Consider the following 23749-nt stretch of genomic DNA (forward strand, 5'->3'; position numbering starts at 1 on the left):
CGAGCCGGGGCGGCCTTCACCCTCTTCCCGGCACCTCTTCCCTGCACCGCTTCCTGGGCTCAGGGGTGGTAGCAGCGGACGTGCTCGCCGATCTCGGCGGTGGCCTCGGCCCCGTACGCGGCGGCGAACCGCTCCAGGAAGACCTCCTGGCCCAGCTCGTACTCCTGCCCGCCCACGCGCTCCAGCACGTGCGTGGCGGTGAGGTTGCCGATCTGGCCGCACCGCTCCAGCGACAGGCCCCAGGCCAGCCCGGACATGAAACCGGCGCGGAAGGCGTCGCCGACCCCCGTGGGGTCGGCCTTGCCGCGCTCGGGGGCGGGAGCGACCTGGATGGACGGCTCGCCCTTGCGGTCGATGACGGCGCCCTTGGGGCCGAGCGTGGTGACGCGGACGCCGACCCGGCCGAGGATCTCCTCGTCGGACCAGCCGGTCTTCTGCTCGATGAGCCCCTTCTCGTAGTCGTTGGAGAACAGGTAGGCGGCCCCGTCGACGAGCTGGCGGATCTGCTCGTCCGCCATGCGCGCGAGCTGCTGGGAGATGTCGGCGGCGAACGGGATGCCGCGCTGGCGGCACTCGTCGGTGTGGCGCAGCATCGCGTCGGGGTCGTTGGGGCTGATCAGCACCAGGTCGAGCCCGCCCACGCGGTCGGCGACGGGCTGCAGCTCGATGAGCCGCGCCTCGGCCATGGCGCCGGTGTAGAACGAGGCGATCTGGTTGTGGTGCTCGTCGGTGGTGCACAGGAAGCGGGCGGTGTGCTGCGTCTCGGAGACGTGCACGGAGCCGCAGTCCACGCCGTGGCGCTCCAGCCAGGAGCGGTAGTCGGCGAAGTCGTTGCCGACGGCGCCCACGAGGATCGGGTTGAGACCGAGGCAGGCCATTCCGAAGGCGATGTTCGCGGCGCAGCCGCCGCGCCGGATCTGGAGATCATCGACCAGGAAGGAGAGTGACACCCTGTCGAGCTGCTCGGCGATGAGCTGATCGCCGAAGCTTCCAGGGAAGGTCATCAGGTGGTCTGTCGCGATTGAGCCGGTCACGGCAATGCGCACGGGATTCTTCTTCCTCGTTGTCAGCAGGCCAATGGGCCCCACGAGAATACGCGAAGGTCCCGCACGCACAAAGGCGGGCGGGACCTCTCTCGAGCGCCGGTCGAGCGCTAGTTGAACGAGTCTCCACAGGCGCACGAGCCCGTGGCGTTGGGGTTGTCGATCGTGAAGCCCTGCTTCTCGATCGTGTCGACGAAGTCGATGGAGGCGCCCATCAGGTAGGGGGCGCTCATCCGGTCGGTGACCACGCTGACTCCACCGAAGTCCGACACGACGTCACCGTCCATCGAACGGTCGTCGAAGAAGAGCTGATAGCGCAGGCCGGAGCAACCTCCCGGCTGCACGGCGACCCGCAGCTGCAGACCTTCCTCGCCCTGCTGCTCGAGCAGGCTCTTGACCTTGGCGGCGGCGGCCTCAGTCAGGATCAGGCCCTGTGCCGTGGTCTCGCTGCTCTCAACCGTCATCTGCTGACTCCCTAACCCGGCTGTCTGTTTCCGACGTCCTACTAATGACGCTACCAACACCTGGGCGATGCCACACATTCCCGGGGCCCGCTCCCCCGGAATAACCACGTGGCGCCGTGTGTCATGATGAGTATCGTCAAATCGACGATAAGGGGGTATGGCCATGGCTGCCCAGACCGGACTGCCGCTCTACGTCCTCGGCAGGGGTGCCGATCCGCACAGCGAGAAGGGGGTCGACTGCCCCGGCGAGCTGCCGCCCGCCTCCGATCCCGAGCTGGTGGACCGCGCGCGCAAGGCGAAGGAGGCGCTCGGCGACCGCCTGTTCGTGCTCGGCCACCACTACCAGCGTGACGAGGTCATCCAGTTCGCCGACGTGACGGGTGACTCCTTCAAGCTCGCCCAGCAGGCCGCCGCGCGGCCCGAGGCGGAGTTCATCGTCTTCTGCGGCGTGCACTTCATGGCCGAGTCGGCCGACATTTTGACGGCCGACGCCCAGAAGGTGATCCTGCCCGACATGGCGGCCGGGTGTTCGATGGCTGACATGGCCACGTTCGACCAGGTCGAGGAGTGCTGGGAGGCCCTGGAGGACGCCGGGCTGGCCGATCAGGTGATTCCGGTCACGTACATGAACTCCAGCGCCGACATCAAGGCCTTCTGCGGCAGGAACGGCGGCGCGGTCTGCACCTCCTCCAACGCCCGCCGCGCCCTCGACTGGGCGTTCGAGCAGGGGCAGAAGGTGCTGTTCCTGCCCGACCAGCACCTCGGCCGCAACACGGCGGTGCTGGAGATGGGCATGTCGCTGGACGACTGCGTGGTGTGGAACCCGCACCGCCCCAACGGCGGGCTGAGCCAGGAGCAGCTGGAGCGCGCCAGGATGATCCTGTGGCGCGGCCACTGCTCGGTGCACGGCCGCTTCACGGCCGAGTCCGTGGACGACGTGCGCGCGCGCATCCCCGGCGTGAACGTGCTCGTGCACCCCGAGTGCCGCCACGAGGTCGTGCTCAAGGCCGACCACGTGGGCTCCACCGAGCACATCATCAAGACGCTGGAGGCGGCGCCCGCGGGCTCGAGCTGGGCCATCGGCACGGAGCTGAACCTGGTCAAGCGGCTGGCCCAGACCTTCCCCGACAAGAACATCTCGTTCCTCGACCGCACGGTCTGCTACTGCTCGACCATGAACAGGATCGACCTGCCGCACCTGGTGTGGGCGCTGGAGTCGCTGGTGCTCGGCGAGGTCGTCAACCAGATCACCGTGGACGCGGACACCACCCACTGGGCCAAGGTCGCCCTCGACCGCATGCTCGCCCTGCCGTAGGCGTCAGGCGAAGTCGTAGCCGAGCTTCACGTGCACCGTGAGGCTCTGGCGGCCGGGGCTGATCGAGGCGTCGCTCTCGGCCGCCAGGGTCTGCGCCATCTGCCGCATCGGCACCGGTGGCGCGCCCACGACCTCCTCGACCCGCACCACCGGGCCCAGCGGGCGGCCGGCCAGCTCGGCGTACTGGGCCGCCTTGGCCGCCGCCTGCCTGAACGCCCCGACCCTGGCCTCGGCCAGGGCCTCGCCCGGCGCCGCCACCTCGAAGGCCACGCCGTGCAGCCGGGCCTCCTCGCCCACGCCCACCACGGTGTCGATGACGTGGTCGCCCCTGCTCACGTCGCGCACGACGACCTGGAGCCCCTGCGCCGCCCGGTAGGCCGACACCTTCGGATACGACTCGTACTCCGGGCCCAGGGACAGCTCCGCGGTGGACATGTCCTCCGGCGCGATCCCCGCCTGCCGCAGCGCCTCGCCCAGCCGGGCCGCCGCGGCCCGCACGGCGGCGAACGCCTCCCCGGCCGAGGCCCTGCGGACCTCGACGCCCGCGTGCAGCCGCAGCGTGTCGGGCGCGACCAGGACGGAGCCCTCGCCGGTCACGGTGATGTCCACGAGCCCCAGCTCCTCCCGCATGGGTTCAGCCTTGATCCTAGAACGGCGGGCGGAGCTACGGGGAGACCCGGCTGAAGCGGAAGCCCATCTTGTCGAACTCGGCCTTCTTGCCCGCCGTCGCCAGCACCCGGCTGACCTTCCCTGACAGGTCGATCACCACGGCCTCGTACCCGCCGCCCTTCGCCCGCCACACCGCGAGGTGGTCGTCGTCCCACCAGCCGATGAGCCGGTTGCTGGCGAACGGGATCCTGATCGGCTCCGCGTCGCCGCCCGAGGTGGGGCGGGCGCACAGCGAGGTGCCCGCCGAGGTGCAGTGGGCCAGGAACCGGCTGCCCGACGGGGAGATGTCGTCGCCCTCCACCCACACGGGCGTGCCCACCCCGGACAGGGTGCGCACCACCTTGCCGTTCAGGTCGTAGAACCTCATCCTGCCGCCGGTCCACGTGCCCACGGTCCGGCCGCCGGCGTCCCAGAAGAAGCGCCACTCCCCCGCGCCCTCGTCCTTGATCTCGAACGCCCGCCCCTTCTCCGCCGCCACGTCGATGATGCCGAACCCGTGCTCGGCGGCGTTGCCGTCGGTGCCCTTGTAGAGGGTGACCAGGCCGTACCTGCCGTCGGGCGACCAGCGGGGCGTGGTGGGGAAGACCGGCTTGCGGCTGAGCTTGACGACGCGTCTGGCGTCGCTGACGTGGTCGATGATGGACACGGTGGCGTACAGGTCGGTGCTGTAGTCCACGTCGGTGCCCAGGGCCCGGTTGGTGGCGGGGTCGAGGGCGTACTCGAAGTAGCGGGTGTCGGAGGCGAACCGGCCGGTGGCGTGTTTCCTGACGTAGAGGCGCTTGCCGCTGTCCACGGTGTAGGAGGCGAGCCTGATGGGGTCGCCGTCGCGTTCCTGGAGCTTCACCGACGTGCCGGGAAGGGTGAGCGGGCGGGTGACGGGCGCCGCCGTCGTGCTGGGCGGGGCCGAGGTGGTGACCGCCGCGGTGCTCGGCGTGGGGGACGCGGTGCGCTCGGGGATCCCCGACAGGCGCACGGCGACGAACGCGCTGGCGGCGGCGAGCACGAGCGCGCCCGCGACGCCGCCCGCCACCCACCAGCCGGTACGCCCGCGCCGAGCCGGCCGGGTGGCCGGGCCCGGGAAGTAGGCCCCGGGGGGACCCACCGGCGGCCGGTACGCACCACCACCCGAAGCACCGCCCGCACCACCAGCCGGAGCGCCGCCCGGACCACCACCCGGACCACCGCCCGAAGCACCGCCCGGACCACCGCCCGAAGCACCGCCCTGAGCACCGCCCGCGGCGCCGCCTGGTGCGGCTGCGGCCGTGCCCTGCTGGAGCAGGCCGGGCGCCGGGGCGGGCGCCGCGCGGCCCCGGAGGTCGGCGGGCGGGATGCGGCCGGAGGTGCCGGCAGGGGCGCCGTGGCCGAGGAGGCGCATCAGGGCCTCGCTCGACGACGGGCGCCGGGCGGGATCCTTGGCCAGGCAGTCGGTGACCAGCGCGCGCAGCGCGGGATCGGTCAGCGAGCCGGTGTCGGGCTCGGTGTGCAGGATCCGGTTGACCACCGCCGGCACGCTGTCCTGCCCGAAGGGCGGCTGCCCCGACGCGGCGAACAGCAGCGTGCACGCCCATGCGAACAGGTCCGACTTCGGCCCGGGGCCGGTCTCCGTGAGCTGCTCGGGCGCCATGTACGACGGCGTGCCGATCACCGCGCCGGTGAGTGTCGAGGTCAGGTCGAGCGCCTTGGCGATGCCGAAGTCGATCACTCGCGGCCCGTCGGAGGCGAGCACCACGTTCGACGGCTTGAAGTCGCGGTGCACGATGCCGGCCTGGTGGATGGCGACCAGCGCGGTGACGGTGCCGATGGCCAGCCGGTGCAGCGAGGTGCCGGAGCGGGGGCCCTGCTCGCGTACGACGGCGGTCAGGGTGGGGCCGTCGATGTACTCGCTGACGATGTACGGCCGCCCGCCGAACAGGCCGGTCTCGACGACCTGGGCCGTGCAGAACGGCGCCACCCGCCGGGCCAGCGCCACCTCCCGGACGAACCGCTCCGACGCCTCGGCGTCACCGGCCAGGTCGGCGCGCAGGAGCTTGAGCGCCACCTTCGTGCCGGCGGGGTTCGTGGCGAGGTAGACGATGCCCTGCCCGCCCTCACCGAGCCGCCCGGCCAGGCGGTACTCGCCCACCGTCGCGGGGTCCCCTGGTCTCAGGGCCGCGAGGTCCGGCATTGGCGACTCCCCCTATATGGCGTCTTTCCCGCCATTCTGGTGGGTCGTTCGGGGTTCCGTCATGTGTTCGGGGAAGGCGTGCGGCCCGGCTCAGGTGACGGCGTCGGCGACGGCCTGCGGGGCGCGGAGCTGGAGCCGACGGCCGGCCCGTGGCAGGCGTACGTGCTCGGCGGCGAGCTCGCCCGCCAGGTGGCCCGCGCAGCCGTCGGGGTCGTCCGAGCTGATCACGGTGACGGGCACCTCGGGGAACGGCTTCTCGGCCCGCAGCCGGCGCAGGTCGGCGGCCATGCCGCGGCGGGCCAGCCACTCCCCCGCCACCGCGGCGAGCACCCTGCCCGTGCCGTAGACGCCCGACGGGTCGGCCGTCCCGGTGAGCAGCCGGTGCGCGGGCGGCCCCGTCAGGCGGGCCAGGGCCGTCGCGCCCCAGGTGCGGCCCAGCGCGGGCAGCCACCTGCCCGCCGTCCCGGCGAACGGCAGCGGCCGGCGCTCACCCGCGCAGGCGGGCTCCACCAGCACCAGCCTGGCCAGGCACAGCGGGTGCAGCCTGGCGAACGCCTCCGCGTGCCAGCACGCCACCCCCTCGGCGATGAGGGTCACCTGCTGGGGGTGCGCGGGCGACAGCGCGGCCAGGCGGGCGGCCTCGCCGTACAGGGTGGGCGGGACGGGCGTGCACGGGCTGAGCCCGAGGCCGGGCCGGTCGAACCGGATGACGCGGTGACCGCTCGCGAGCCGCGCCGCCACCGCGTCCCAGTGGAACCAGGCTCCCGCCAGCCCGGCCGTGATCAGCACCGCCGGCCCGGCCCCCTGCACGACGACATGCGGCCGCCCGCACCCCACGGCGCCCCACGCGGCAGGATCGACCCCGCCGCACCCGCCCGCCGCCCCGTCGCCCGTGCCGTTCCAGGCGGCAGCGTCGCCCGTACCGTTCCAGGCGGCAGCGTCCCCCGTGCCGCTCCAGGCGGGAGCGTCGTCCGTACGGACCCGGGCGCCGCCCACCCCTCCCATGCGGCCGGGCGCGATCCTCGGCCCCGCCTCCTCGGGGTCGTCGGCGACGAGCAGGCGCAGCGCGACGTACACCAGCCACACGGCGATCATCGTGAGCTGGGCGCGGTGCGCCAGCCCGACACCGTGCCCGACGGCCTGCGCGATCGCGGTGAGCAGGGTGGCGGCCAAGGTCAGCCACGTGAACAGCCACGACGCCCGCGACGCCCATCGCGCGCTGAGCAGCACCATGGCCGCCAGCACGGCGACGGTGCCCAGCACCCGCGCCAGCGCGTGCGCCACGTGCGCGAAGGATGCCTCCCGCCGCCCGCACAGCGGATCGCTGAGCGCGGCGCAGTCCAGCGGGAACAGCCCGGCCGCGAGGGTGAGGAGCCCGAACGCGGCCAGCGCCAGCCAGCCCGGCCACTCGCGCGCCACCCTCGGCACCAGCGCCACCCCCGCCAGGCAGGTCAGCCCCGACAGCACGTCGCTGACCCGGAACAGCCGCGTCCACGGCTGGTCGACGGCCGCCAGCTCGCTGACGTACCCCTCGGTCCTGTCCACGGCGGGCGTGGTGAACTGGCCGGTCACCCAGGCGCTGCCGAGCACCGCCGCCACGATGAACGCGCATGCGGCGAGCACGAACAACCTTCGCTCCACGTAACAATTAGATCACTCCGGGCTACCCGTGCCCATGAGCGCCCCGGTCAGAGCCCCGGAGCGCCCCAGACAGGGAACCATCGGCTGAGATCCTTCTCCAGCGGCAGCTCGCCCTCCAGAGCTCCCCTGGCCTGCAGTTCGAGCGGGTTGTCGCGCCTCTGCCCCGGCAGCGGGGCGAACGGGTAGAAGGTTCCGCGTTTGTACAGGTACACCACGGCCAGCCGCCCGCCGCCCTCGCCGGCGAACGACACCAGCGAGCACAGCAGCGAGGGCCCGAACCCGGCCCCCTCCAGCGTGGAGTTGACCGCGTGCAGCTCGGTGACCAGGTCGCCGAGCGCCTCCGGCGGGCGGCGCGCCAGCAGCCAGGTGTAGCCGTAGCCGTCGTCGGACTCCTCGACGCGCTCCCCCAGCAGCGCCTTGGCGTCGCTCTCCGCCGTGGCGAACGCGCCGCCCTCCGCGGCCCTGAACGCCACGGAGCCGAGGCCGGTGGGCACCAGCCCGGTCGCCGCCTGCAGCGTCACGGCCGCCGACGGCAGCGCGAACAGCGCGTCGAGGTTGGGTTTGACCGGCTTCGACCGGCCGAGCAGCGCGTCGAGCCAGCCCACGTGGCGTTCAGCCCCTTCCGAGTTGCCGGGAGATGTCGGCCAGCTGTTCGAGCCGGCGCTCCAGCGGCGGGTGCGTGGCGAACAGGCTCGCCACGGTCTGGCCCTTGGCCAGCGCCGGGGCGAAGTAGAAGGCGTTGAACGGCTCCGCCTCGCGCAGGTCCCTGGTCGGGATCCTGGCCATGTCGCCGGTCACCTTGGTCAGCGCGCTGGCCAGGGCCGACGGCCGCTGCGTGAGCAGGGCGCCCGCCCGGTCGGCTGCCAGCTCCCGGTAGCGCGACAGGGCGCGGGTGAGCAGGAAGCTGACGGCGTACACGATGACGGACACCAGCAGGATGATCGCGCCGATCGGCAGCCCGCCCTGGCCGCCGTTGCGGCGGCCACCGAGCCCGGTGTAGAGCGCGACCCTGGTCATCAGGCCCGCCACGATCCCGAGGAACGAGGCGATCGTCATGACGGCCACGTCGCGGTGGGCGACGTGGGACAGCTCGTGGGCGATCACGCCCTCCAGCTCCTGCGGCTCCAGGCGGCGCAGGATGCCGGTCGTCACGCAGACGACCGCCTTCTTCTGGTTGCGGCCGGTGGCGAACGCGTTGGGGACGTCTGAATCCGCGATCGCCACCCGCGGCTTGGGCATGTCGGCCAGCGCGCACAGCCGGTCGATCAGGCCGTGCAGCTCAGGAGCCTCCTGCGGCGAGACCTCCCGCCCGTGCATCGCGAACAGCGCGATGCGGTCGGACAGGAAGTACTGCACCAGCAGCAGGCCGCCCGCCAGCACGAGGACGGTCAGCGCCCGCACGCCGAGGGCGACCAGGACGCCGACGAACACGACGTAGAGCAGCCCGAGCAGGAACATCGTCACGACCATGCGGCTGGTCAGGCCGCGGTCGGACGCGAACCGCGTACGCACGGGACTCAGCCCGGGATGAGGCCTTGGTCGCCCAGCATCTCCCGGACCTCCTCGATCGAGGCGTCCGCGGGGGGAAGGATCAGCTCTGACGGCTCAAGGCTGTCGTCGGGGAGCGCCTTGCCCACGTGGCGCACCTTGTCGAGCAACGCGTGCAGCTTGACCCTGAAGGCCTTCTCGTCGCTGGCCTCGATGGCCGCTTCGAGCTCGCTGTCCAGCTCGTTGAGGACCGAGATGTCGTCGGCGGAGATCTCCACCTGACCCTCGCCCATGATCCTGACGATCATGCGCCCTCCCCAGGCTGGCGGTACTGCTGGGTCTGGCCGCCCTGCTGCTGGGGCTGCGCCTGCGGCTGGGGCTGGGCCTGCTGCTGCGGCTGGCCCGGCTCGATCGCCGACTTCGGCGCCGGGCCCTGGCCCAGCTCGGCCTTCATCCTGGCCAGCTCCAGCTCGACGTCCATGCCGCCGCCCATGCGGTCGAGTTCGGCCTGGATGTCGTCACCGCGGGTGCCGCTGAAGTCGTCGAGCGCGCCGCTGGCCAGCAGCTCGTCGATGGCGCCGGCACGGGCCTGCATCTGCGCCGTCTTGTCCTCGGCGCGCTGGATCGCCAGGCCGACGTCGCCCATCTCCTCGGAGATGCCGGAGAACGCCTCGTTGATGCGCGTCTGCGCCTCGGCGGCGGTGTACGTGGCCTTGATCGTCTCCTTCTTGGTGCGGAAAGAGTCGACCTTGGCCTGCAGCCGCTGGGAAGCCGTGGTCAGCTTCTCCTCCTCGGCCTGCAGGTTGTCGTGCTGCACCTTCAGGTCGGCCATCTGCGTCTGCAGGCTGGACCGGCGCTGCAGCGCCTCACGAGCCAGGTCCTCGCGCCCGACGGACAGCGCCTTGCGGCCCTGCTCCTCCAGCCGCTGGGCCTGCTTCTCAAGGCCGGTGATCTGCAGCTCCACCCTCTTTCGAGAGGTGGCGACGTCGGCCACCCCCCGGCGCACCTTCTGCAGCAGCTCGAGCTGCCGCTGATAGGAGTAGTCAAGGGTCTCGCGCGGATCCTCCATCTTGTCCAGGGCCTTGTTGGCCTTGGACTTGAAGATCATCGAAAGTCTCTTCATCACGCTCATGCGCGTCGGCCGTCCCCTTCTAGGTCGTGCTGGTGTCAATCCCAATGCAGCGCAGCCGCCTTGGGATTACCCTACGCATAACGCACGGGGGCGTCACTAAGTTGCAGTCCAGGTAGGGTTGACGTGTGTTGCGACGCCGTTCCCAAACCTCCGTGGACGACACCCCCGTCCCCGTTGACGATCCTAAGCCCCAGGGTAAAGGTCGTCCCACACCCAAGCGCCGGGAAGCCGAGGGCAAGCGGCGCCAGTATGTCTCCGCGCCGAAGGACCGCAAAGAGGCATATCGGCAGATGCGGGCCAAGCAGGCCGCCGAGCGCGAGCGGGCCCGCCAGGGCATGCTCGCAGGTGACGAGCGGTACCTTCCCGTTCGTGACAAGGGCCCAGCGCGCAAGTTCGCGCGTGACTGGGTCGACTCGCGGCGGCTGCCCAGCCAGTATTTCCTGCCGTTCTCGCTAGTGATCCTGCTGGCCACCTGGATCCCGTGGCCGATGGCGGTCCGCGCGCAGGTGCTCGGCTACGTCGTCACCATCGGCTGGCCGATCATGATGATCGGCGTGCTCTTCACCTCGGTCTTCGTGTCGTGGAAGGTGAAGAAGCTGGTGGCGGAGAAGCTGCCCGGCGAGAGCGTCAAGGGCGTGGGCTTCTACGCGGCCATGCGGGCACTGCAGATCCGCAAGCTGCGCTTCCCGCCGCCCCAGCTGCTGCCCGGAGGCAAGCCGGTGCCGCCGAAGCGCTAGCCGCTACGGGTTGCCGTACTCCACGTTCTCCCAGCGCAGCACGCCTCGCTTGACCGCGGGCCGCCAGCCGTCGAACTCCGTTCCCTTCTCCAGGGCGTCGGCCACGGCCCGCACGAGCGCGTAGTAGGACGGCGTGCGCGGCGCCAGGCCGGCGATCGTGTCGTCCCAGCCGGCCGCACCGTCGGCGGAGTCGACCACGGCCCACTGCGCGGAGCCGTCCTCCCGCCCGGCGAAGTAGAGGAACGGGATCAACCGGCCGTTCCAGAACTCCGCCCAGGGGTCGTCGCCGCGGTCGGTGGGGTCGAGGCGGCACATGTGGCGCCAGGTGTCCCTGATGTCGCGGATGCTGAGGTTCGACGCGCCGTAGAACCAGGCCCCGAACCCGAACCCGTCCGTCCCCCGCGAGCCGTTGTGGCGCAGCAGGGAGGCGCGCAGGTCGTCGGGGAAGTCCACGCCCATCTGCGCCTCGGCGATCGCGATCGTGCGGGCCCTGCCGGGGGCGCCGAGCGTGCGGTACGTGCGCGGCGCGTTCGCCTTCAGCCACCGCTCGATCCGCCGCCACTGCCGGTCCACGGCCCGCTTGACCCTCGGGTCGACGGGCCGCACGGTCACCGGGCGGGGCGCGGGCGAGCAGTGGGGGTCGGGGATCTCGGCCGGCGCGGGCGTCGGCGTCGAGGGCGGCCGGGACGTCGCCTGCTGCGCCGCCTGGGCCCGCAGGGCCGCCAGCCTGGCCTCCTCCTGGGTCATCGCCTTCGCCGGGCCCGTCGGGGCGGGTGTCGCCCTTCCCGCGCTGCCCGGCACCAGCGCGGCCGTCAGGGTGACCGCCACGATCGCCGCGATGGCGGCCCACACGAGCCCCATCCGCGTGCGGCGGGCCGGCGGGGCCGGGGCCGGGGTGACGGGCCGCCTTTCTGGCATGCCTGCGCGGCGGCGCAGCCGTACCGCGATCGCGGTCAGGATGGCCGCCGTGAGCGCCAGCCGAACGAGCTTCAGCACGTCGCGCACCCTATCCCGAATCGGATCATCCCATGTGCCGGGATTAAGGTCGGATCCATGGAATTCCGTCACCTTGGTCGCAGTGGTCTCATCGTCAGTGAGATCAGCTACGGCAACTGGCTCACCCACGGCTCCCAGGTCGAGGAGGACGCCGCCAAGCAGTGCGTGCAGGCGGCGCTCGACGAGGGCATCACCACGTTCGACACCGCCGACGTCTACGCGGGCACGAAGGCCGAGGAGGTGCTCGGCCGCGCGCTCAAGGGCGTACGCAGGGAGTCGCTGGAGATCTTCACGAAGGTCTACTGGCCGACCGGGCCCGGCAAGAACGACCGGGGCCTGTCCCGCAAGCACATCACCGAGTCGATCCACGGCTCGCTGCGCCGTCTGCAGACCGACTACGTCGACCTGTACCAGGCGCACCGGTTCGACGCCGAGACTCCGCTGGAGGAGACGCTCAAGACGTTCGACGACCTCGTCCGCCAGGGCAAGGTGCTCTACGTCGGCGTGAGCGAGTGGAACGCCGACCAGATCGCCCGGGCCCTGAAGATCGCCGACGAGATGGGCTTCGACCGGCTCGTGTCGAACCAGCCGCAGTACTCCATGCTGTGGCGGGTCATCGAGTCGGAGATCGTCCCCCTGTGCGAGCAGGAGGGCATGGGGCAGATCGTCTGGTCGCCGATCGGCCAGGGCGTGCTGACCGGCAAGTACCTGCCGGGCCAGCAGCCGCCCGAGGGCTCGCGGGCCACCGACAAGAGCGGCAGCGCCATGATCGCGCGGTTCATGAACGACGACGTGCTCACCCGCGTGCAGGAGCTCAAGCCGATCGCCGCCGACCTGGGGCTGTCCATGGCCCAGCTGGCGATCGCGTGGGTCCTGCAGAACCCGAACGTCTCCAGCGCCATCATCGGCGCCAGCCGGCCCGAGCAGGTGCGTGACAACGTGAAGGCGGCCGGCGTCAAGCTGGACGCCGACGTGCTCAAGCGCATCGACGACGTGCTCGGCTCGGTCGTGGAGCGCGACCCCGCCAAGACGCAGAGCCCGGCTTCGCGTCCGTAACGCCTCCCGCAACAGAAACCCCTTGAGCCGCAACCGCGCTCAAGGGGTTTTTCGGTTATCCCGGAATCACTCCGGACGCAATGACAAACCCGTGTACTCGACGCGGTCCTCATCGAGCAACGCGACCTGCTCAACTCCCGAATCCAGCAGCTCACGCCAGTTCTCGCCGAGCCAGGACTCCGCGTCCGCCTGGCTCGGAAAAACCTCTCGCGGCAAAGGGCGATCGGTTACCTCACCACCATTTGCATTTTCATAACGCCATCGCCATGTCATGCCATACGCTCCTTTTTCCGCAGGTTCGCCGGCGCACCCTCCGCAGGCACTGGAACCCTACTCCCGAGCTTGGAGGTCAATCGATGCTGCGCGCGTATCGTGTTGTGGCAGGGGTCGCCTTCGGGGTGGCCGCCTTACTGTCCCTCCCCTCCTCCGCCCTCGCCTCACCCTCTCCCGAGGGCGCGACGCGGGCGTGGAGCGTCTGGCTGAGCGACGGGACCGCGTGGCTGGCCGCCGCGCCGGGAGACTCGCCGCCGGACGGCTCGGTGGTCGGCTGGCGCTTCTCGGTGGCGCCGGACGGGACCACCGGGGAGCCGCCCGGCGGGGACCTGCCCTCGTTCGAGGCGGTGTGCGGCAGGGACACGGCCGGTTCGGGCCACAAGCGGGTGGTGCTGGCGGTGGACTTCGGCGACGCGGAAGCCGACGCCCACCCGGGTGAGCGGCCGCCCGCGCAGGCGGCGCCGGCGTGCGTGGCGGGCGCCGAGGACGCCACCACGGCCCAGCTTCTCGCCGCTGCCTCCCCGGTCCGCGTGGACGGCGCGGGCGGCGTGACGTCCGTGGACGGCTACCCGGCGGCCCCGCCGCAGGGCGGCACCGCGCTCACCGCCGCCCCGCCCCCCGCCGGGGCCGGCGGGCCGCCGACCCTGCTGATCGTGGGTGGCGCGGGCGCGCTGGCCCTGCTGGCGGCCGGCACCGCCGTCGCCACCCGCCGCCGCATGAACGCCGGATCCGGCCGCCAGGCGCCCGCTTCACCCCCGTAGCTCGGGTCCAGCGGGCCCTGGGTGGGGCCGGGGCGGGGGTGGCTTTGTACGCTCGGCCGGTGAACGTCCTTCTCACCGGTACGGCGGGGAGCGCGGGCTGGCCGGAGCCCGGATGCCGCTGTGCGTCCTGCTCGGCCCTGCCGCCCGGCCACCGCCGCCCCTTCGGGCTCGTCGTGGACGGCGCGGTCCCGTTCCCCTCCGCCGATCCGCCCGCCGGATACCAGGCCCGCGCCGGCGGCCTGGGGCTGGCCGGGCCCGACGGCTCCCGGCTGCTCTGCCTGCCCCGGGGACACGCCGTGCCCTCCGGCGAGCCCGGCCGGTACGACGTCGTGCTCATCGACCTCCTCGACCGCCCGGAACGCCTCGGGGAGCTGCGGCGGGCCGGTCAGGTGGACGAGGGGACCACGGTGGTGGCCGTCGGGCTCGACCACCGGGTCCGGTCGGAGGAGGAACTGGCCAGGCGGCTGCGGTTGTGGGGTGCGCTGGCCGTCCCCGACGGCACCGAGCTGGACGTCGTGCCGGGGCGGGGAGCCGGGGCCGCGCGCCGTACGGTCAGGCGGGCGCTGCTGCTGGGCGGGTCGAGGTCGGGGAAGTCGGCCGAGGCGGAGCTGCGGCTGGCGGCCGAGCCGCACGTGACGTACGTGGCCACCGGGCCCGGCGGCGCGGGCGACGGCGAGTGGGCGGCACGGGTGCGGGCGCACCGGGAGCGGCGGCCCGCGCACTGGAGCACCGCCGAGACCACCGACCTGGTCACCGCGATCCGCACGGCCACCGGGCCGCTGCTGATCGACGGGCTGGGAACCTGGGTGGCGGCGGTGTTCGACGAGCACGGCGCCTGGGAGGGCGACCGCGCGCCGGTCGCCGGCCGCTGTGACGAGCTCGTGGCGGCGTGGCGCCAGGCGCCCGGGCCGATCGTGGCGGTGTCGGACGAGGTGGGGATGGGCGTGGTGCCGGCGACGTCGAGCGGGCGGGCGTTCAGGGACACCCTGGGACGGCTCAACGAGCGCCTGGCGGCCGAGTCGGAGTACGTGGCACTGGTGGTCGCCGGCCGCCTCATCGAGCTCTGAACCGCCGCCGTCATCGGCCGCCGCATCGCGCTCCGGTCCGCCGCCGGCATCGCTCGGGACCGCCGGCGGGAAGGTCAGGGGCGGGACGCGCGGGCGTACCAGCGGCCGTCCACGCGGTCCACGTGGAGGGGACGGCCGAAGCAGTCGCTGAGGTTGGCGGGGGTGAGCACGTCGGCCACCGGCCCGGCGGCCAGCACCCTGGCGTCGCGCATGAGCATGGCGTGCGTCGTCGTCGCGGGCACCTCCTCCAGGTGGTGCGTCACGGTGACGGTGGTCAGCACGGGCCTGGTGGTGGCCAGGTCCTCCACGGCGGAGATGAGGTCCTCGCGCGCGGGCAGGTCGAGCCCCGCGAACGGCTCGTCGAGCAGCAGCACCGCGGGGTCGGCCATGAGCGCCCTGGCCACCCTGATCCTGGCCCGCTCCCCCTGCGAGCAGACGCGGAACTTCCGGTCGGCCAGGTCCTTGCAGCCGAGGTCGGCCAGCAGCCGGTGGGCGCGCTCGCGCTCGGAGTCGCCGTACTTGTCCCACAGCGGAACGCTCGTCCCCGTGTGCCCGGTGAGGACCACGGTGTGCGCGGTGGCCCCCTCCTCCTCCATCAGCTCCTCGTCGATCAGCCGCTGGCTGGACGCGACGAGGCCGAGGTGGCGGCGCAGCTCGCGCACGTCGATCCGGCCGAGCCGGTGCCCGAGCACCCTGACCGTGCCCTCGCTGGGGTGCCGCACGGCCGCCGCCAGCGACAGCAGCGTCGTCTTCCCCGCGCCGTTGGGGCCGAGGATCACCCAGTGATCGCCGTAGTCCACCTGCCAATCGACGCCGTCCAGTAGCGATTTGCCGACGACCCGGACACCTACGCCTTCCAGTTCAACCACGTGCATCCCGCCACACTAGTGGGCCCTAGGATCCTGCGTTATGCGGCTGATGGACGGGCTGAGGTTCGCCCTGGGCACGTTGAGCGTCTTACCGGTACGGGTCGAGCGGGTGGACCGGCAGGTGGCGGGGCGGGCGATGGCCCTGGCCCCGGCGGTCGGGCTGCTGCTCGGGCTGCTCGCCGGGCCGGCGGCGCTGCTGCCGGGACCGCCGCTGCTCGGCGCCGCGCTGGCGCTCGGGCTGCTGGCGCTGCTCACCCGTGGCCTGCATCTCGACGGGCTGGCCGATCTGGCCGACGGGCTGGGCAGCGGCAAACCGTCCGAGCAGGCGCTCGACATCATGAAAAAGTCGGATATCGGGCCGTTCGGCGTGATGACGCTGGTGCTGACGCTGCTCGTGCAGGTCGCGGCGCTCGCCGACGCCGGGATGTGGGCGCTGGTGACGGCGTGCGTGGCGGGCCGGCTGGCGCTGACCTGGGCCTGCCGTTCCGGCGTGCCGGCCGCCCGCCCCGACGGGCTGGGCGCGATGGTCGCCGGCACCGTACGGGGCCCGGCCGTCTGGCTCGCCACCGTCGCCGCACTGCTGGCCGCCGCCGTGATCGGCCTGCTCAGCGCACCCGGCTCCGGCATCTGGGCCTGGACCGGACCCGACCGGGTCGCGGAGTTCACGAAGACCTACGCCTTCGGCGAGCCCTGCGCTCCCGACGCCGCCGCCTCGCCCGCGTGCCTCGACGCGCTTCCGCCCGACCTGCGGTCCAACGGTGCCATCACCTTCATGCGGCCGGACGAACCGCAGCCCGCCCGCATGGTGGCGGTGTCCGGCGGGAGCGGGGCCAGGGAGGGGTTCTCCGGGGTCGTGGTGGCGCCGGTGGCGCTGCTCGCCGGCCTCGGCGCCGCTCTGCTGCTGCTCGCGCACGCCAGGCGCCGCCTCGGCGGGATCACCGGGGACGTGCTCGGCGCCCTCGTGGAGACGGCCACGGCCGCGACCCTGGTGGTGTACGCGATCCTCGGCTGAACAGCCGGGCGAGACTCGGGCCCGGCCCGGGACCAGCCCGGACCACCCCGGACCAGCCAGCGCCAGCCAGCGCCAGCCCGGGCCAGGCGGCTCAGGTGACCGGCTCGGCGGGCTCGTCGCGTCCGGCAGGCTCGGCGCTCCCGGCCCGCGCCGCGGGATCGGCGGGTCCGGCCGGTCCGGCGGCGGCCGGATGCGGCGGGCGTACCGGATAGAAGCGGAGCAGAGCCGCGCCGAGCAGCGCGAGCAGCGCCCAGCCCACCACGCCGGTGATGCCGGCCAGCAGCTCGTTCGGCGGCTGCGCGGCGTCGCCGAGCAGCAGCGCGACCGAGGCGATGGCGTTCAGCGAGGCGTGTGCCACGACCGCGGGCCACACACTCCCCGTACGCAGCCGCAGCCACCCCATCACCACCCCGGCCGGCACGCAGAACCCGATGAACACCAGCGCCGCCCACGAGCCCAAACGCGGGTAGTTGTAGCCGAGCAGCGTGAGCGGGGCATGCCACAGGCCCCAGACGAAGCCGGAGAGCAGCAGCCCGGCGAGCATGCCGTTGGTGGACACGAGCCTGGGCACCAGCCAGCCGCGCCAGCCCCACTCCTCGCCCAGCGCCGGGATCGCGTTCAGCACGGGCCCGGCGGCGACGGCGATCACGATCTGCACGATGGCGATGGTCGTCAGGTCGGCTGGCGCCTCGGCGCCGCGCGCCTGCCAGGACGCCCTGAGCAGGCTGAGCTGGTCGAGGTCCAGCGAGACCAGCCCCACGGCGGCGCTGATCCCCATGGCCAGGAACGCCAGCAGCGGCACGCCCAGCCACGCCGTCAGCACCAGCACGGCGGTGCGGCCCCTGCGCTCCCCGAGCGTGAGGCCGCTCTGCCTGGCGAACTCGCGGAACGGCATGCGCGAGACGGCCCACACGCCGAGCACGCCCACGCTGGGGGTGAACATCATCAGCGTGCCCAGCACCGGCATCAGCGGCGAGCCCAGCCCGCCGCCGAGCCACAGGGGCAGCGCCGCGGCCCAGGACAGGCCGAAGGCCAGGACGGTGAAGATGAGCAGAGGTCTTTTCATGGCTGGACACGCTCCGCGATGAGGGCGTTGATGAGGGATGCGCCGCGCTCGGCGTCGTCGATGCTGATCGTGAGCTGACCGCCGGAACGGTAGCGGAGGACCAGGCATTCGCCGCCGCGCAGCATGATGGTGGCGCGTCCCGGCAGCCCGCGGAAGCCCCAGCCGCCGACCTCGCCCGGCTGCCGCCGCTCCGACCAGGCGGACTCGACCTTGGACAGGGGGATCCGGCGCGCCGGCCAGCCCAGCGGGCCGAAGCCGATCGTGATCAGGTCGTCGCCGACCCTGACGGAGACGGCCACGGTCGCGAGCCCGACGACGAGGATGATGACGAGGGCGGGCAGCAGCCCGGCCACGAAGCCGCCGGGCGCCGCGCCGGAGAGGGACAGCACGCCCATGACGGCGGCGCAGGCCAGCGTGAGGACGGTGGCGGCGGCGAGCCAGGGGTTGACGACGCGGCTGACCCAGACGGCCCGCTGGCCGGGCCTGAGCCCGAGCACGGGCCGCGTCCCGCTCCCCGCGGGCTCCTCGTCGGGGGCGCCCCTGCTCAGGTACGCGGCCAGCGCCCCTGCCGCGACCATGGCCGCGATCACCGCCGGGATGTGCCAGCCGGGCAGCAGGGCCTCGCGCCAGGTGGCGGCGTCGAGGTTGACGGCCAGCGTCGAGGCGTCCACACCGAGCAGGAGCACGCCCATCGCCACCAGGCACGCGCTGGAGGTCACCCGGGCCGCGCGCCGGTCCCGGGCCCGGCCGAGCAGGAAGAACAGCAGCCACAGCCCGGCCCAGAGGACCTGGGTCATGATCAGATGCCCCGTGAACGAGCTCGATCCGTCGGGCACGCTGCCCGACGACCCCCAGTGGGTGGCCAGGGGGTCGGGCAGCCGGTCACGCAGCGCCAGGGGCGCCAGGAGCAGGGCGGCGGCCACGGCGAGCCACCACGCGACGGCGGCGACACGGGCTCTCACGTCAGTTCCTCCACGATGGTGATGAGGTCTTCACGGCTGTAGCCGTACTTCTTGGCCTCGTCGAGCAGTTCGCGGGCGCGCTGCACGAGCAGGGCGCGCCCGTCCGTGCGGCCGGCGACGCTGACGCCGCGGCCTCTCCTGAACTCCAGCAGCCCCTCGTCGCGCAGGTCGCGCAGCGCGCGCAGCACGGTGTTGGGGTTGATGCCCAGCGCGGCGGCCAGGTCGCGGGCCGGCGGCAGGCGGTCGCCCGGCCGGTAGGAGCCCTCGCCGATGGCGCGGCGGATGGCGCCCGCCACCTGCTCGTGGAGGGGGCGCGCGTCGTTGAGATCAAGCGTCAGCAACATGGTGCTAATGACACTAGCACCATTGTTCAGAAGACGCTGACCGACGATTGGTAGGATGAACCCCTGTTTGTGAGTACGCAGAAACCGTGGATAGCATCGGTTTACGTGACCACTGTGCGGCTGAACTCAGCAGATCCAGTCTCCGTCGACACCGACGCGTTGATCGTCGGTTTCCGGCCGGGCCAGGACGGACCCGTCCCCGCGGTGGGCGCCGAGTCCTTGGAGGCCGCCTTCGGCGGCAGGCTCGCCGCGTCGCTCGACGCGGTGGCCTTCTCCGGCAAGGCGGGTGAACTGGCCAAACTGCCGACGTTCGGCTCCGTCACCGCCCCGCTGCTGGTCGCCGTCGGCCTGGGCGACGCCCCCGGCCCCGAGGATCTGCGCCGCGCCGCCGGCGCCGCCGCCCGCTCCCTGGCGGGCACCTCCCGCGCCGCGCTCGCGCTGCCCGCCGGCACCGCGGAAGAGGCCGAGGCGGTCGCCCTGGGCGCGCTGCTCGGCGCCTACGCCTTCACCCGCTACCGCACCAACGGCGAGCAGAAGGCCCCCGTGGCCGAGCTCACGGTGCTCTCGGAGCAGCCCGGTGGCGTGGCCGAGCGCGCGAGCGTGCTGGCCGAGTCCGTCTCCCTCGTCCGCGACCTGGTCAACACCCCGCCGTCCGACCTGTGGCCGGCCAGATTCGCCGAGCTCGCCGAGGAGCTCGGCGGCAAGGCCGGGCTGAGCGTCGAGGTGCTGGACGACCAGCAGCTCAAGGACGGCGGCTACGGCGGCCTCATCGGCGTCGGCCAGGGCTCGGCCAACCCGCCGCGCCTGGTCCGCCTCGCCTACCGCCACCCCGAGGCCGGCAAGACCCTCGCCTTCGTGGGCAAGGGCATCACGTTCGACTCGGGCGGCCTGTCGCTCAAGCCGTCGGCGGCCATGGACTGGATGAAGTCCGACATGGGCGGCGCGGCGGCCGTGCTCGGCGCGGTGATCGGCATCGCGCGGCTCGGCCTGCCGGTCAACGCCGTCGGCTACCTCTGCCTGGCGGAGAACCTGCCGAGCGGCACCGCGCAGCGCCCCTCCGACGTCATCCACAGCTACAGCGGCAAGACCGTCGAGGTGCTCGACACCGACGCCGAGGGCCGCCTGGTGCTCATGGACGGCATCGCGCGCGCCGCCGAGGACTCCCCCGACCTGATCGTCGACGTGGCCACCCTCACCGGCGCCCAGATCGTCTCGCTCGGCTGGCGCACCGCGGGCGTGATGTCCAACGACGACGCCATCAGGGAGCTGGTGGTCGAGGCCGCCGGCGCCGCCGGCGAGGGCGCGTGGGGCATGCCGCTGCCCGAGGAACTGCGCAAGGGCCTCGACTCACCGATCGCCGACCTCGCCAACCTCCACCCCGAGCGGTGGGGCGGCATGCTCACGGCCGGCATCTTCCTGCGGGAGTTCGTGCCCGACGGGGTGCGCTGGGCGCACATCGACATGGCCGGTCCCGCCTTCAACAAGGGCGAGCCGTACGGTTACACCCCGAAGGGCGGCACGGGCGCCATCACCCGCACCCTCATCGGACTCGCAGAGCGGCACGCGAGCATCTGAAACAAATGAAAAGATGACGGCATCACGAACACCCCGACAAGGAGCCTTCCCGTGGCCTATGACATCGTCGTCCTAGGGGGCGGCAGCGGCGGTTACGCCTGTGCCCTGAGGGCGGCTGAGCTGGGCAAGTCGGTCGCCCTGATCGAAAAGGACAAGATCGGCGGCACCTGCCTCCACCGGGGATGCATCCCCACGAAGGCCCTGCTGCACTCCGCCGAGGTCGCCGACGAGACCCGTGAGAGCGAGTCGTACGGCGTCAAGGCGCGTTTCGAGGGCATCGACGTCCAGGGCGTCCACGCCTTCAAGGACAAGATCGTCACTCGGGCCTGGAAGGGCGTGCAGGGCCTGCTGAAGGGCGCGGGCGTGACGATCGTCGAGGGCGAGGGCCGCCTCGTCGGCGCCAACCGCGTCCAGGTCGGCTCCGAGGTCTACGAGGGCCGCAACCTCGTCCTGGCGACGGGCTCCGCCCCCAGGACGCTGCCGGGCCTCGAGATCGACGGCGAGCGCGTCATCACCAGCGAGCACACGCTGAAGATGGACCGGGTGCCCACGTCGGTGATCGTGCTGGGCGGCGGCGTCATCGGCGTCGAGCTGGCCAGCGTCTACCGCTCGTTCGGCGCCGAGGTGACGATCGTCGAGGCGCTGCCGCACCTGCTGCCGACCGAGGAGGAGTCCAGCTCCAAGCTGCTGGAGCGGGCCTTCCGCCGCCGCGGCATCAAGTACGAGCTGGGCGTCTTCTTCGACAGCGCCAAGACCACCGAGACGGGCGTGGTCGTCACCCTGGCCAACGGCAAGACCCTCGACGCCGAGCTGCTGCTCGTCGCGGTCGGCCGCGGCGCGGTGTCGGCGGGCATGGGCTTCGAGGAGCAGGGCATCGCCATCGAGCGCGGCACGGTCGTGGTCGACGAGCACTGCCGCACCTCCGTGCCCGGCGTCTACGCCATCGGCGACCTGATCCCGACCCTGCAGCTCGCGCACGCGGGGTTCGCCGAGGGCATCATGGTGGCCGAGCACATCGCCGGCCTCAACCCGCCGCCCATCGACTACGCGGGCGTGCCGCGCATCACCTACTCCGACCCCGAGGTGGCCTCGGTGGGCCTGACCTCGGCGCAGGCGGCCGAGCGCGGCATCGAGACCGTCGAGCAGGTCTACGACCTGGCGGGCAACCCCAAGAGCCAGATCCTCGGCACCTCGGGCGCCGTGAAGGTCATCGCCGAGAAGGGCGGCCGCGTCGTCGGCGTCCACATGGTGGGCCGGCGCATCGGCGAGCTCGTCACGGAAGGCCAGCTCATCTACAACTGGGAGGCCCTGCCCGCAGAGGTCGCCCAGCTCATCCACGCACACCCGACCCAGTCCGAGGCCATGGGTGAGGCGATGCTGGCCCTGGCCGGCAAGCCGCTGCACGTACACAACTAATCCAGCCCTCGAGATCAGAACGCGAGAGAAGAATAACGATGCCGGTCTCCGTACAGATGCCCCAGCTCGGCGAGAGCGTTACCGAGGGCACGGTAACCCGTTGGCTGAAGAAGGAGGGCGAGCGCGTCGAGGCCGACGAGCCGCTCCTCGAAGTCTCGACCGACAAGGTCGACACCGAGATCCCGTCGCCGTCCGCCGGCGTGCTCACCAAGATCGTCGTGGCTGAGGACGAGACGGTCGAGGTCGGCGCCGAGCTGGCCGTCATCGACGAGAACGGCCAGCCGGGCGCCGCCGCCCCGGCGCCGGAGGCGGCCCCCGCGCCGGCTCCGGAGCCCGAGCCCGCTCCGGCCCCGCACCCCGAGCCCGCGCCCGCCCCGCAGGCCTCCTCGATCCCGCAGCCGGCTCCGGCCCAGCCCGCTCCGGCTCCGGCGCCCGCCCCGGCCCCCGCTCCGGCGCCCGCGCCGCAGGCCGCTCCCCCGGCCCAGCCCGCCGCCCCTGCTCCGGCCGCGCCCTCGGGTGACAGCCCGTACGTGACGCCGCTGGTGCGCAAGCTCGCCAACGAGCACGGCGTCGACCTCGACGCCATCAGCGGCACCGGCGTCGGCGGCCGGATCCGCAAGCAGGACGTCCTGGAGGCCGCCAAGGCGCAGCGCGACAAGGCCGCCGCCGCCCAGCCGGCCGCCCCGGCTCCCGCGGCCGCCCCCGCCGCCGCTCCGGCTCCCGCCGCCCAGACCGCCCCGGCGGCCGCGGCGCCCGAGCCGGTGGAGGTCGACACCACGCTGCGTGGCCGTACGGAGAAGATGACGCGCCTGCGGCAGACCATCGCCAAGCGCATGGTCGAGTCGCTGCAGACGGCGGCGCAGCTCACGTCGGTCGTCGAGGTCGACGTGACGAAGATCGCGCGGCTCCGGGCGAAGGCGAAGGACGACTTCTTCCGCCGCGAGGGTGTGAAGCTGACGTTCACCCCGTTCTTCGCGATGGCCACGGTCGAGGCGCTCAAGCAGCACCCCAAGCTGAACGCCACGATCAACAACGAGACCAACGAGGTCACGTACTTCGACGTGGAGAACCTCGGCATGGCGGTCGACACCGAGCGCGGTCTGCTCGCGGCCGTCGTCAAGAACGCCGGTGACCTCAACCTCGCCGGTCTCGCCCGCAAGATCACCGACCTCGCCGAGCGCACTCGCAACAACCAGGTGACGCCCGACGAGATCACCGGCGGCACGTTCACGCTGACCAACACGGGCAGCCGCGGCGCGCTGTTCGACACGCCGATCCTCAACCAGCCGCAGGTCGGCATGCTCGGCACGGGCGCCGTCGTGAAGCGGCCCGTGGTGATCGACACGCCTGAGGGCGAGGTCATCGCGGTGCGGTCGATGGTCTACCTGGCGCTGACCTACGACCACCGCCTGGTGGACGGCGCCGACGCGGCCCGCTTCCTGACGACGATCAAGCGTCGCCTGGAGGAGGGGCGCTTCGAGGCTCAGCTCGGGCTCGCGTAACGCGGCACCTCCGGGTCTCTGATCGGCCGGGCGGCTCCCACGGGACCGCCCGGCCTTTCGCTGCCACCGGCGACGCTCGCACCTGCGCCCTCGCCCCCTGCGCCCCGGAAGGGCACTCGCCCTCTCGCCCTCCCCGAGGACACCCGCCGGCGTGCGGCGGGCAGGGAGCGGGCGGCGACGCGCGGAAGGGGGCACAG

General features: G+C 72.7%; 24 protein-coding genes. 9 read left to right on the forward strand and 15 right to left on the reverse strand.

What is annotated here, in order from left to right; translation table 11 throughout:
• Positions 1–59 precede the first annotated feature (59 nt).
• Positions 60–1046: a carbohydrate kinase family protein gene (locus ACBJ32_RS12315; protein ID WP_357865757.1), complete on the reverse strand. Its 987-nt coding sequence runs from the start codon at positions 1044–1046 to the stop codon at positions 60–62.
• A 107-nt stretch (positions 1047–1153) separates the two neighbouring features.
• A complete protein-coding gene (gene erpA, locus ACBJ32_RS12320; protein ID WP_185106933.1) occupies positions 1154–1507 on the reverse strand; it encodes an iron-sulfur cluster insertion protein ErpA in 354 nt (117 codons plus the stop codon).
• 157 nt (positions 1508–1664) lie between these two features.
• Between erpA and nadA the strand changes: the two genes are divergently transcribed.
• The gene (gene nadA / locus ACBJ32_RS12325; RefSeq protein ID WP_375126790.1) at positions 1665–2822 is read left to right on the forward strand and encodes a quinolinate synthase NadA; all 1158 of its coding nucleotides are present in this window, start codon (positions 1665–1667) and stop codon (positions 2820–2822) included.
• 3 nt (positions 2823–2825) lie between these two features.
• Here the strand turns inward: nadA and ACBJ32_RS12330 are convergent, their stop codons facing one another.
• From ACBJ32_RS12330 to ACBJ32_RS12360, 7 genes are all read right to left on the reverse strand, one after another.
• Positions 2826–3452, reverse strand: coding sequence for an SIMPL domain-containing protein (locus ACBJ32_RS12330; protein ID WP_357865754.1), 627 nt, complete (start codon positions 3450–3452; stop codon positions 2826–2828).
• 34 nt (positions 3453–3486) lie between these two features.
• The gene (locus ACBJ32_RS12335; protein WP_375126791.1) at positions 3487–5655 is read right to left on the reverse strand and encodes a protein kinase; all 2169 of its coding nucleotides are present in this window, start codon (positions 5653–5655) and stop codon (positions 3487–3489) included.
• 90 nt (positions 5656–5745) lie between these two features.
• Positions 5746–7296 carry an alpha/beta fold hydrolase gene (locus tag ACBJ32_RS12340; protein ID WP_375126792.1) on the reverse strand — a complete coding sequence of 517 codons (1551 nt, stop codon included), beginning with the start codon at positions 7294–7296 and terminating at the stop codon, positions 5746–5748.
• 47 nt (positions 7297–7343) lie between these two features.
• Positions 7344–7901, reverse strand: a complete 558-nt coding sequence (locus ACBJ32_RS12345; RefSeq protein WP_375126793.1) for a hypothetical protein — start codon at positions 7899–7901, stop codon at positions 7344–7346.
• A 7-nt stretch (positions 7902–7908) separates the two neighbouring features.
• Positions 7909–8808, reverse strand: a complete 900-nt coding sequence (gene htpX / locus ACBJ32_RS12350) for a zinc metalloprotease HtpX (RefSeq protein WP_357865747.1) — start codon at positions 8806–8808, stop codon at positions 7909–7911.
• A gap of 5 nt (positions 8809–8813) precedes the next feature.
• The gene (locus ACBJ32_RS12355; protein ID WP_080041207.1) at positions 8814–9092 is read right to left on the reverse strand and encodes a hypothetical protein; all 279 of its coding nucleotides are present in this window, start codon (positions 9090–9092) and stop codon (positions 8814–8816) included.
• Complete coding sequence (locus ACBJ32_RS12360; protein ID WP_375126794.1) at positions 9089–9892, reverse strand: PspA/IM30 family protein; 804 nt, start codon at positions 9890–9892, stop codon at positions 9089–9091. The genes ACBJ32_RS12355 and ACBJ32_RS12360 overlap by 4 nt, the downstream gene beginning before the upstream one ends.
• Positions 9893–10068: 176 nt before the next feature.
• Between ACBJ32_RS12360 and ACBJ32_RS12365 the strand changes: the two genes are divergently transcribed.
• Entirely contained in the window at positions 10069–10653 is a 585-nt protein-coding gene (locus ACBJ32_RS12365) for a DUF3043 domain-containing protein (protein ID WP_375126795.1), read from the forward strand.
• Positions 10654–10656: 3 nt separating this feature from the next.
• Here the strand turns inward: ACBJ32_RS12365 and ACBJ32_RS12370 are convergent, their stop codons facing one another.
• The gene (locus tag ACBJ32_RS12370) at positions 10657–11649 is read right to left on the reverse strand and encodes an SMI1/KNR4 family protein (protein WP_375126796.1); all 993 of its coding nucleotides are present in this window, start codon (positions 11647–11649) and stop codon (positions 10657–10659) included.
• Between the two features lie 57 nt (positions 11650–11706).
• Here ACBJ32_RS12370 and ACBJ32_RS12375 point away from each other — a divergent pair, with 57 nt between their 5' ends.
• Positions 11707–12705, forward strand: coding sequence for an aldo/keto reductase family protein (locus ACBJ32_RS12375; protein WP_375126797.1), 999 nt, complete (start codon positions 11707–11709; stop codon positions 12703–12705).
• A gap of 66 nt (positions 12706–12771) precedes the next feature.
• Here ACBJ32_RS12375 and ACBJ32_RS12380 read toward each other — a convergent pair whose 3' ends face one another.
• Positions 12772–12978, reverse strand: a complete 207-nt coding sequence (locus ACBJ32_RS12380; RefSeq protein WP_357865739.1) for a hypothetical protein — start codon at positions 12976–12978, stop codon at positions 12772–12774.
• Between the two features lie 83 nt (positions 12979–13061).
• On the opposite strand from ACBJ32_RS12380, the gene ACBJ32_RS12385 reads away from it, so the two are divergent.
• On the forward strand, positions 13062–13739 hold the full coding sequence (locus ACBJ32_RS12385) for an SCO2322 family protein (protein ID WP_375126798.1): 678 nt from the start codon (positions 13062–13064) through the stop codon (positions 13737–13739).
• Between the two features lie 59 nt (positions 13740–13798).
• Positions 13799–14806: a bifunctional adenosylcobinamide kinase/adenosylcobinamide-phosphate guanylyltransferase gene (locus ACBJ32_RS12390; protein ID WP_375126799.1), complete on the forward strand. Its 1008-nt coding sequence runs from the start codon at positions 13799–13801 to the stop codon at positions 14804–14806.
• Between the two features lie 74 nt (positions 14807–14880).
• On the opposite strand, the gene ACBJ32_RS12395 is transcribed toward ACBJ32_RS12390, so the two are convergent.
• Positions 14881–15681 (reverse strand): ATP-binding cassette domain-containing protein, encoded by an 801-nt coding sequence (locus tag ACBJ32_RS12395; protein ID WP_357865735.1) that lies wholly within the window; start codon positions 15679–15681, stop codon positions 14881–14883.
• 34 nt (positions 15682–15715) lie between these two features.
• Here ACBJ32_RS12395 and ACBJ32_RS12400 point away from each other — a divergent pair, with 34 nt between their 5' ends.
• Positions 15716–16687 (forward strand): adenosylcobinamide-GDP ribazoletransferase, encoded by a 972-nt coding sequence (locus ACBJ32_RS12400; protein WP_375126800.1) that lies wholly within the window; start codon positions 15716–15718, stop codon positions 16685–16687.
• A 91-nt stretch (positions 16688–16778) separates the two neighbouring features.
• On the opposite strand, the gene ACBJ32_RS12405 is transcribed toward ACBJ32_RS12400, so the two are convergent.
• The 3 genes from ACBJ32_RS12405 to ACBJ32_RS12415 are packed head-to-tail and all read right to left on the reverse strand — an operon-like array spanning position 16779 to position 19059.
• Positions 16779–17753 carry a CPBP family intramembrane glutamic endopeptidase gene (locus ACBJ32_RS12405; RefSeq protein ID WP_375126801.1) on the reverse strand — a complete coding sequence of 325 codons (975 nt, stop codon included), beginning with the start codon at positions 17751–17753 and terminating at the stop codon, positions 16779–16781.
• Positions 17750–18715, reverse strand: a complete 966-nt coding sequence (locus ACBJ32_RS12410; protein WP_375126802.1) for a hypothetical protein — start codon at positions 18713–18715, stop codon at positions 17750–17752. The genes ACBJ32_RS12405 and ACBJ32_RS12410 overlap by 4 nt, the downstream gene beginning before the upstream one ends.
• On the reverse strand, positions 18712–19059 hold the full coding sequence (locus ACBJ32_RS12415; protein WP_375126803.1) for a GntR family transcriptional regulator: 348 nt from the start codon (positions 19057–19059) through the stop codon (positions 18712–18714). Before ACBJ32_RS12415 ends, ACBJ32_RS12410 begins: the two co-directional genes overlap by 4 nt.
• 105 nt (positions 19060–19164) lie before the next feature.
• Between ACBJ32_RS12415 and ACBJ32_RS12420 the strand changes: the two genes are divergently transcribed.
• Genes ACBJ32_RS12420 through sucB form a run of 3 tightly spaced genes read left to right on the forward strand, consistent with a single transcriptional unit; the run spans position 19165 to position 23552 of the window.
• Entirely contained in the window at positions 19165–20634 is a 1470-nt protein-coding gene (locus ACBJ32_RS12420) for a leucyl aminopeptidase (RefSeq protein WP_375126804.1), read from the forward strand.
• Between the two features lie 51 nt (positions 20635–20685).
• The gene (gene lpdA / locus ACBJ32_RS12425; protein ID WP_375126805.1) at positions 20686–22050 is read left to right on the forward strand and encodes a dihydrolipoyl dehydrogenase; all 1365 of its coding nucleotides are present in this window, start codon (positions 20686–20688) and stop codon (positions 22048–22050) included.
• Between the two features lie 38 nt (positions 22051–22088).
• Complete coding sequence (gene sucB, locus ACBJ32_RS12430) at positions 22089–23552, forward strand: 2-oxoglutarate dehydrogenase, E2 component, dihydrolipoamide succinyltransferase (protein WP_375126806.1); 1464 nt, start codon at positions 22089–22091, stop codon at positions 23550–23552.
• Positions 23553–23749: the final 197 nt, after the last annotated feature.

Source organism: Nonomuraea sp. GTA35 (assembly GCF_041950525.1).
GTDB lineage: Bacteria > Actinomycetota > Actinomycetes > Streptosporangiales > Streptosporangiaceae > Nonomuraea.

What these genes read in the sequence shown, in the direction of transcription:
- erpA (WP_185106933.1), bottom strand. Translation starts at nt 1,507, where the DNA reads ATGACGGTTGAGAGCAGCGAGACCACGGCACAGGGCCTGATCCTGACT.
- nadA (WP_375126790.1), top strand. Translation starts at nt 1,665, where the DNA reads ATGGCCATGGCTGCCCAGACCGGACTGCCGCTCTACGTCCTCGGCAGG.
- ACBJ32_RS12330 (WP_357865754.1), bottom strand. Translation starts at nt 3,452, where the DNA reads ATGCGGGAGGAGCTGGGGCTCGTGGACATCACCGTGACCGGCGAGGGC.
- ACBJ32_RS12335 (WP_375126791.1), bottom strand. Translation starts at nt 5,655, where the DNA reads ATGCCGGACCTCGCGGCCCTGAGACCAGGGGACCCCGCGACGGTGGGC.
- ACBJ32_RS12355 (WP_080041207.1), bottom strand. Translation starts at nt 9,092, where the DNA reads ATGATCGTCAGGATCATGGGCGAGGGTCAGGTGGAGATCTCCGCCGAC.
- ACBJ32_RS12360 (WP_375126794.1), bottom strand. Translation starts at nt 9,892, where the DNA reads ATGATCTTCAAGTCCAAGGCCAACAAGGCCCTGGACAAGATGGAGGAT.
- ACBJ32_RS12375 (WP_375126797.1), top strand. Translation starts at nt 11,707, where the DNA reads ATGGAATTCCGTCACCTTGGTCGCAGTGGTCTCATCGTCAGTGAGATC.
- ACBJ32_RS12380 (WP_357865739.1), bottom strand. Translation starts at nt 12,978, where the DNA reads ATGACATGGCGATGGCGTTATGAAAATGCAAATGGTGGTGAGGTAACC.
- ACBJ32_RS12385 (WP_375126798.1), top strand. Translation starts at nt 13,062, where the DNA reads ATGCTGCGCGCGTATCGTGTTGTGGCAGGGGTCGCCTTCGGGGTGGCC.
- ACBJ32_RS12395 (WP_357865735.1), bottom strand. Translation starts at nt 15,681, where the DNA reads ATGCACGTGGTTGAACTGGAAGGCGTAGGTGTCCGGGTCGTCGGCAAA.
- ACBJ32_RS12400 (WP_375126800.1), top strand. Translation starts at nt 15,716, where the DNA reads ATGCGGCTGATGGACGGGCTGAGGTTCGCCCTGGGCACGTTGAGCGTC.
- ACBJ32_RS12405 (WP_375126801.1), bottom strand. Translation starts at nt 17,753, where the DNA reads ATGAAAAGACCTCTGCTCATCTTCACCGTCCTGGCCTTCGGCCTGTCC.
- ACBJ32_RS12415 (WP_375126803.1), bottom strand. Translation starts at nt 19,059, where the DNA reads ATGTTGCTGACGCTTGATCTCAACGACGCGCGCCCCCTCCACGAGCAG.
- sucB (WP_375126806.1), top strand. Translation starts at nt 22,089, where the DNA reads ATGCCGGTCTCCGTACAGATGCCCCAGCTCGGCGAGAGCGTTACCGAG.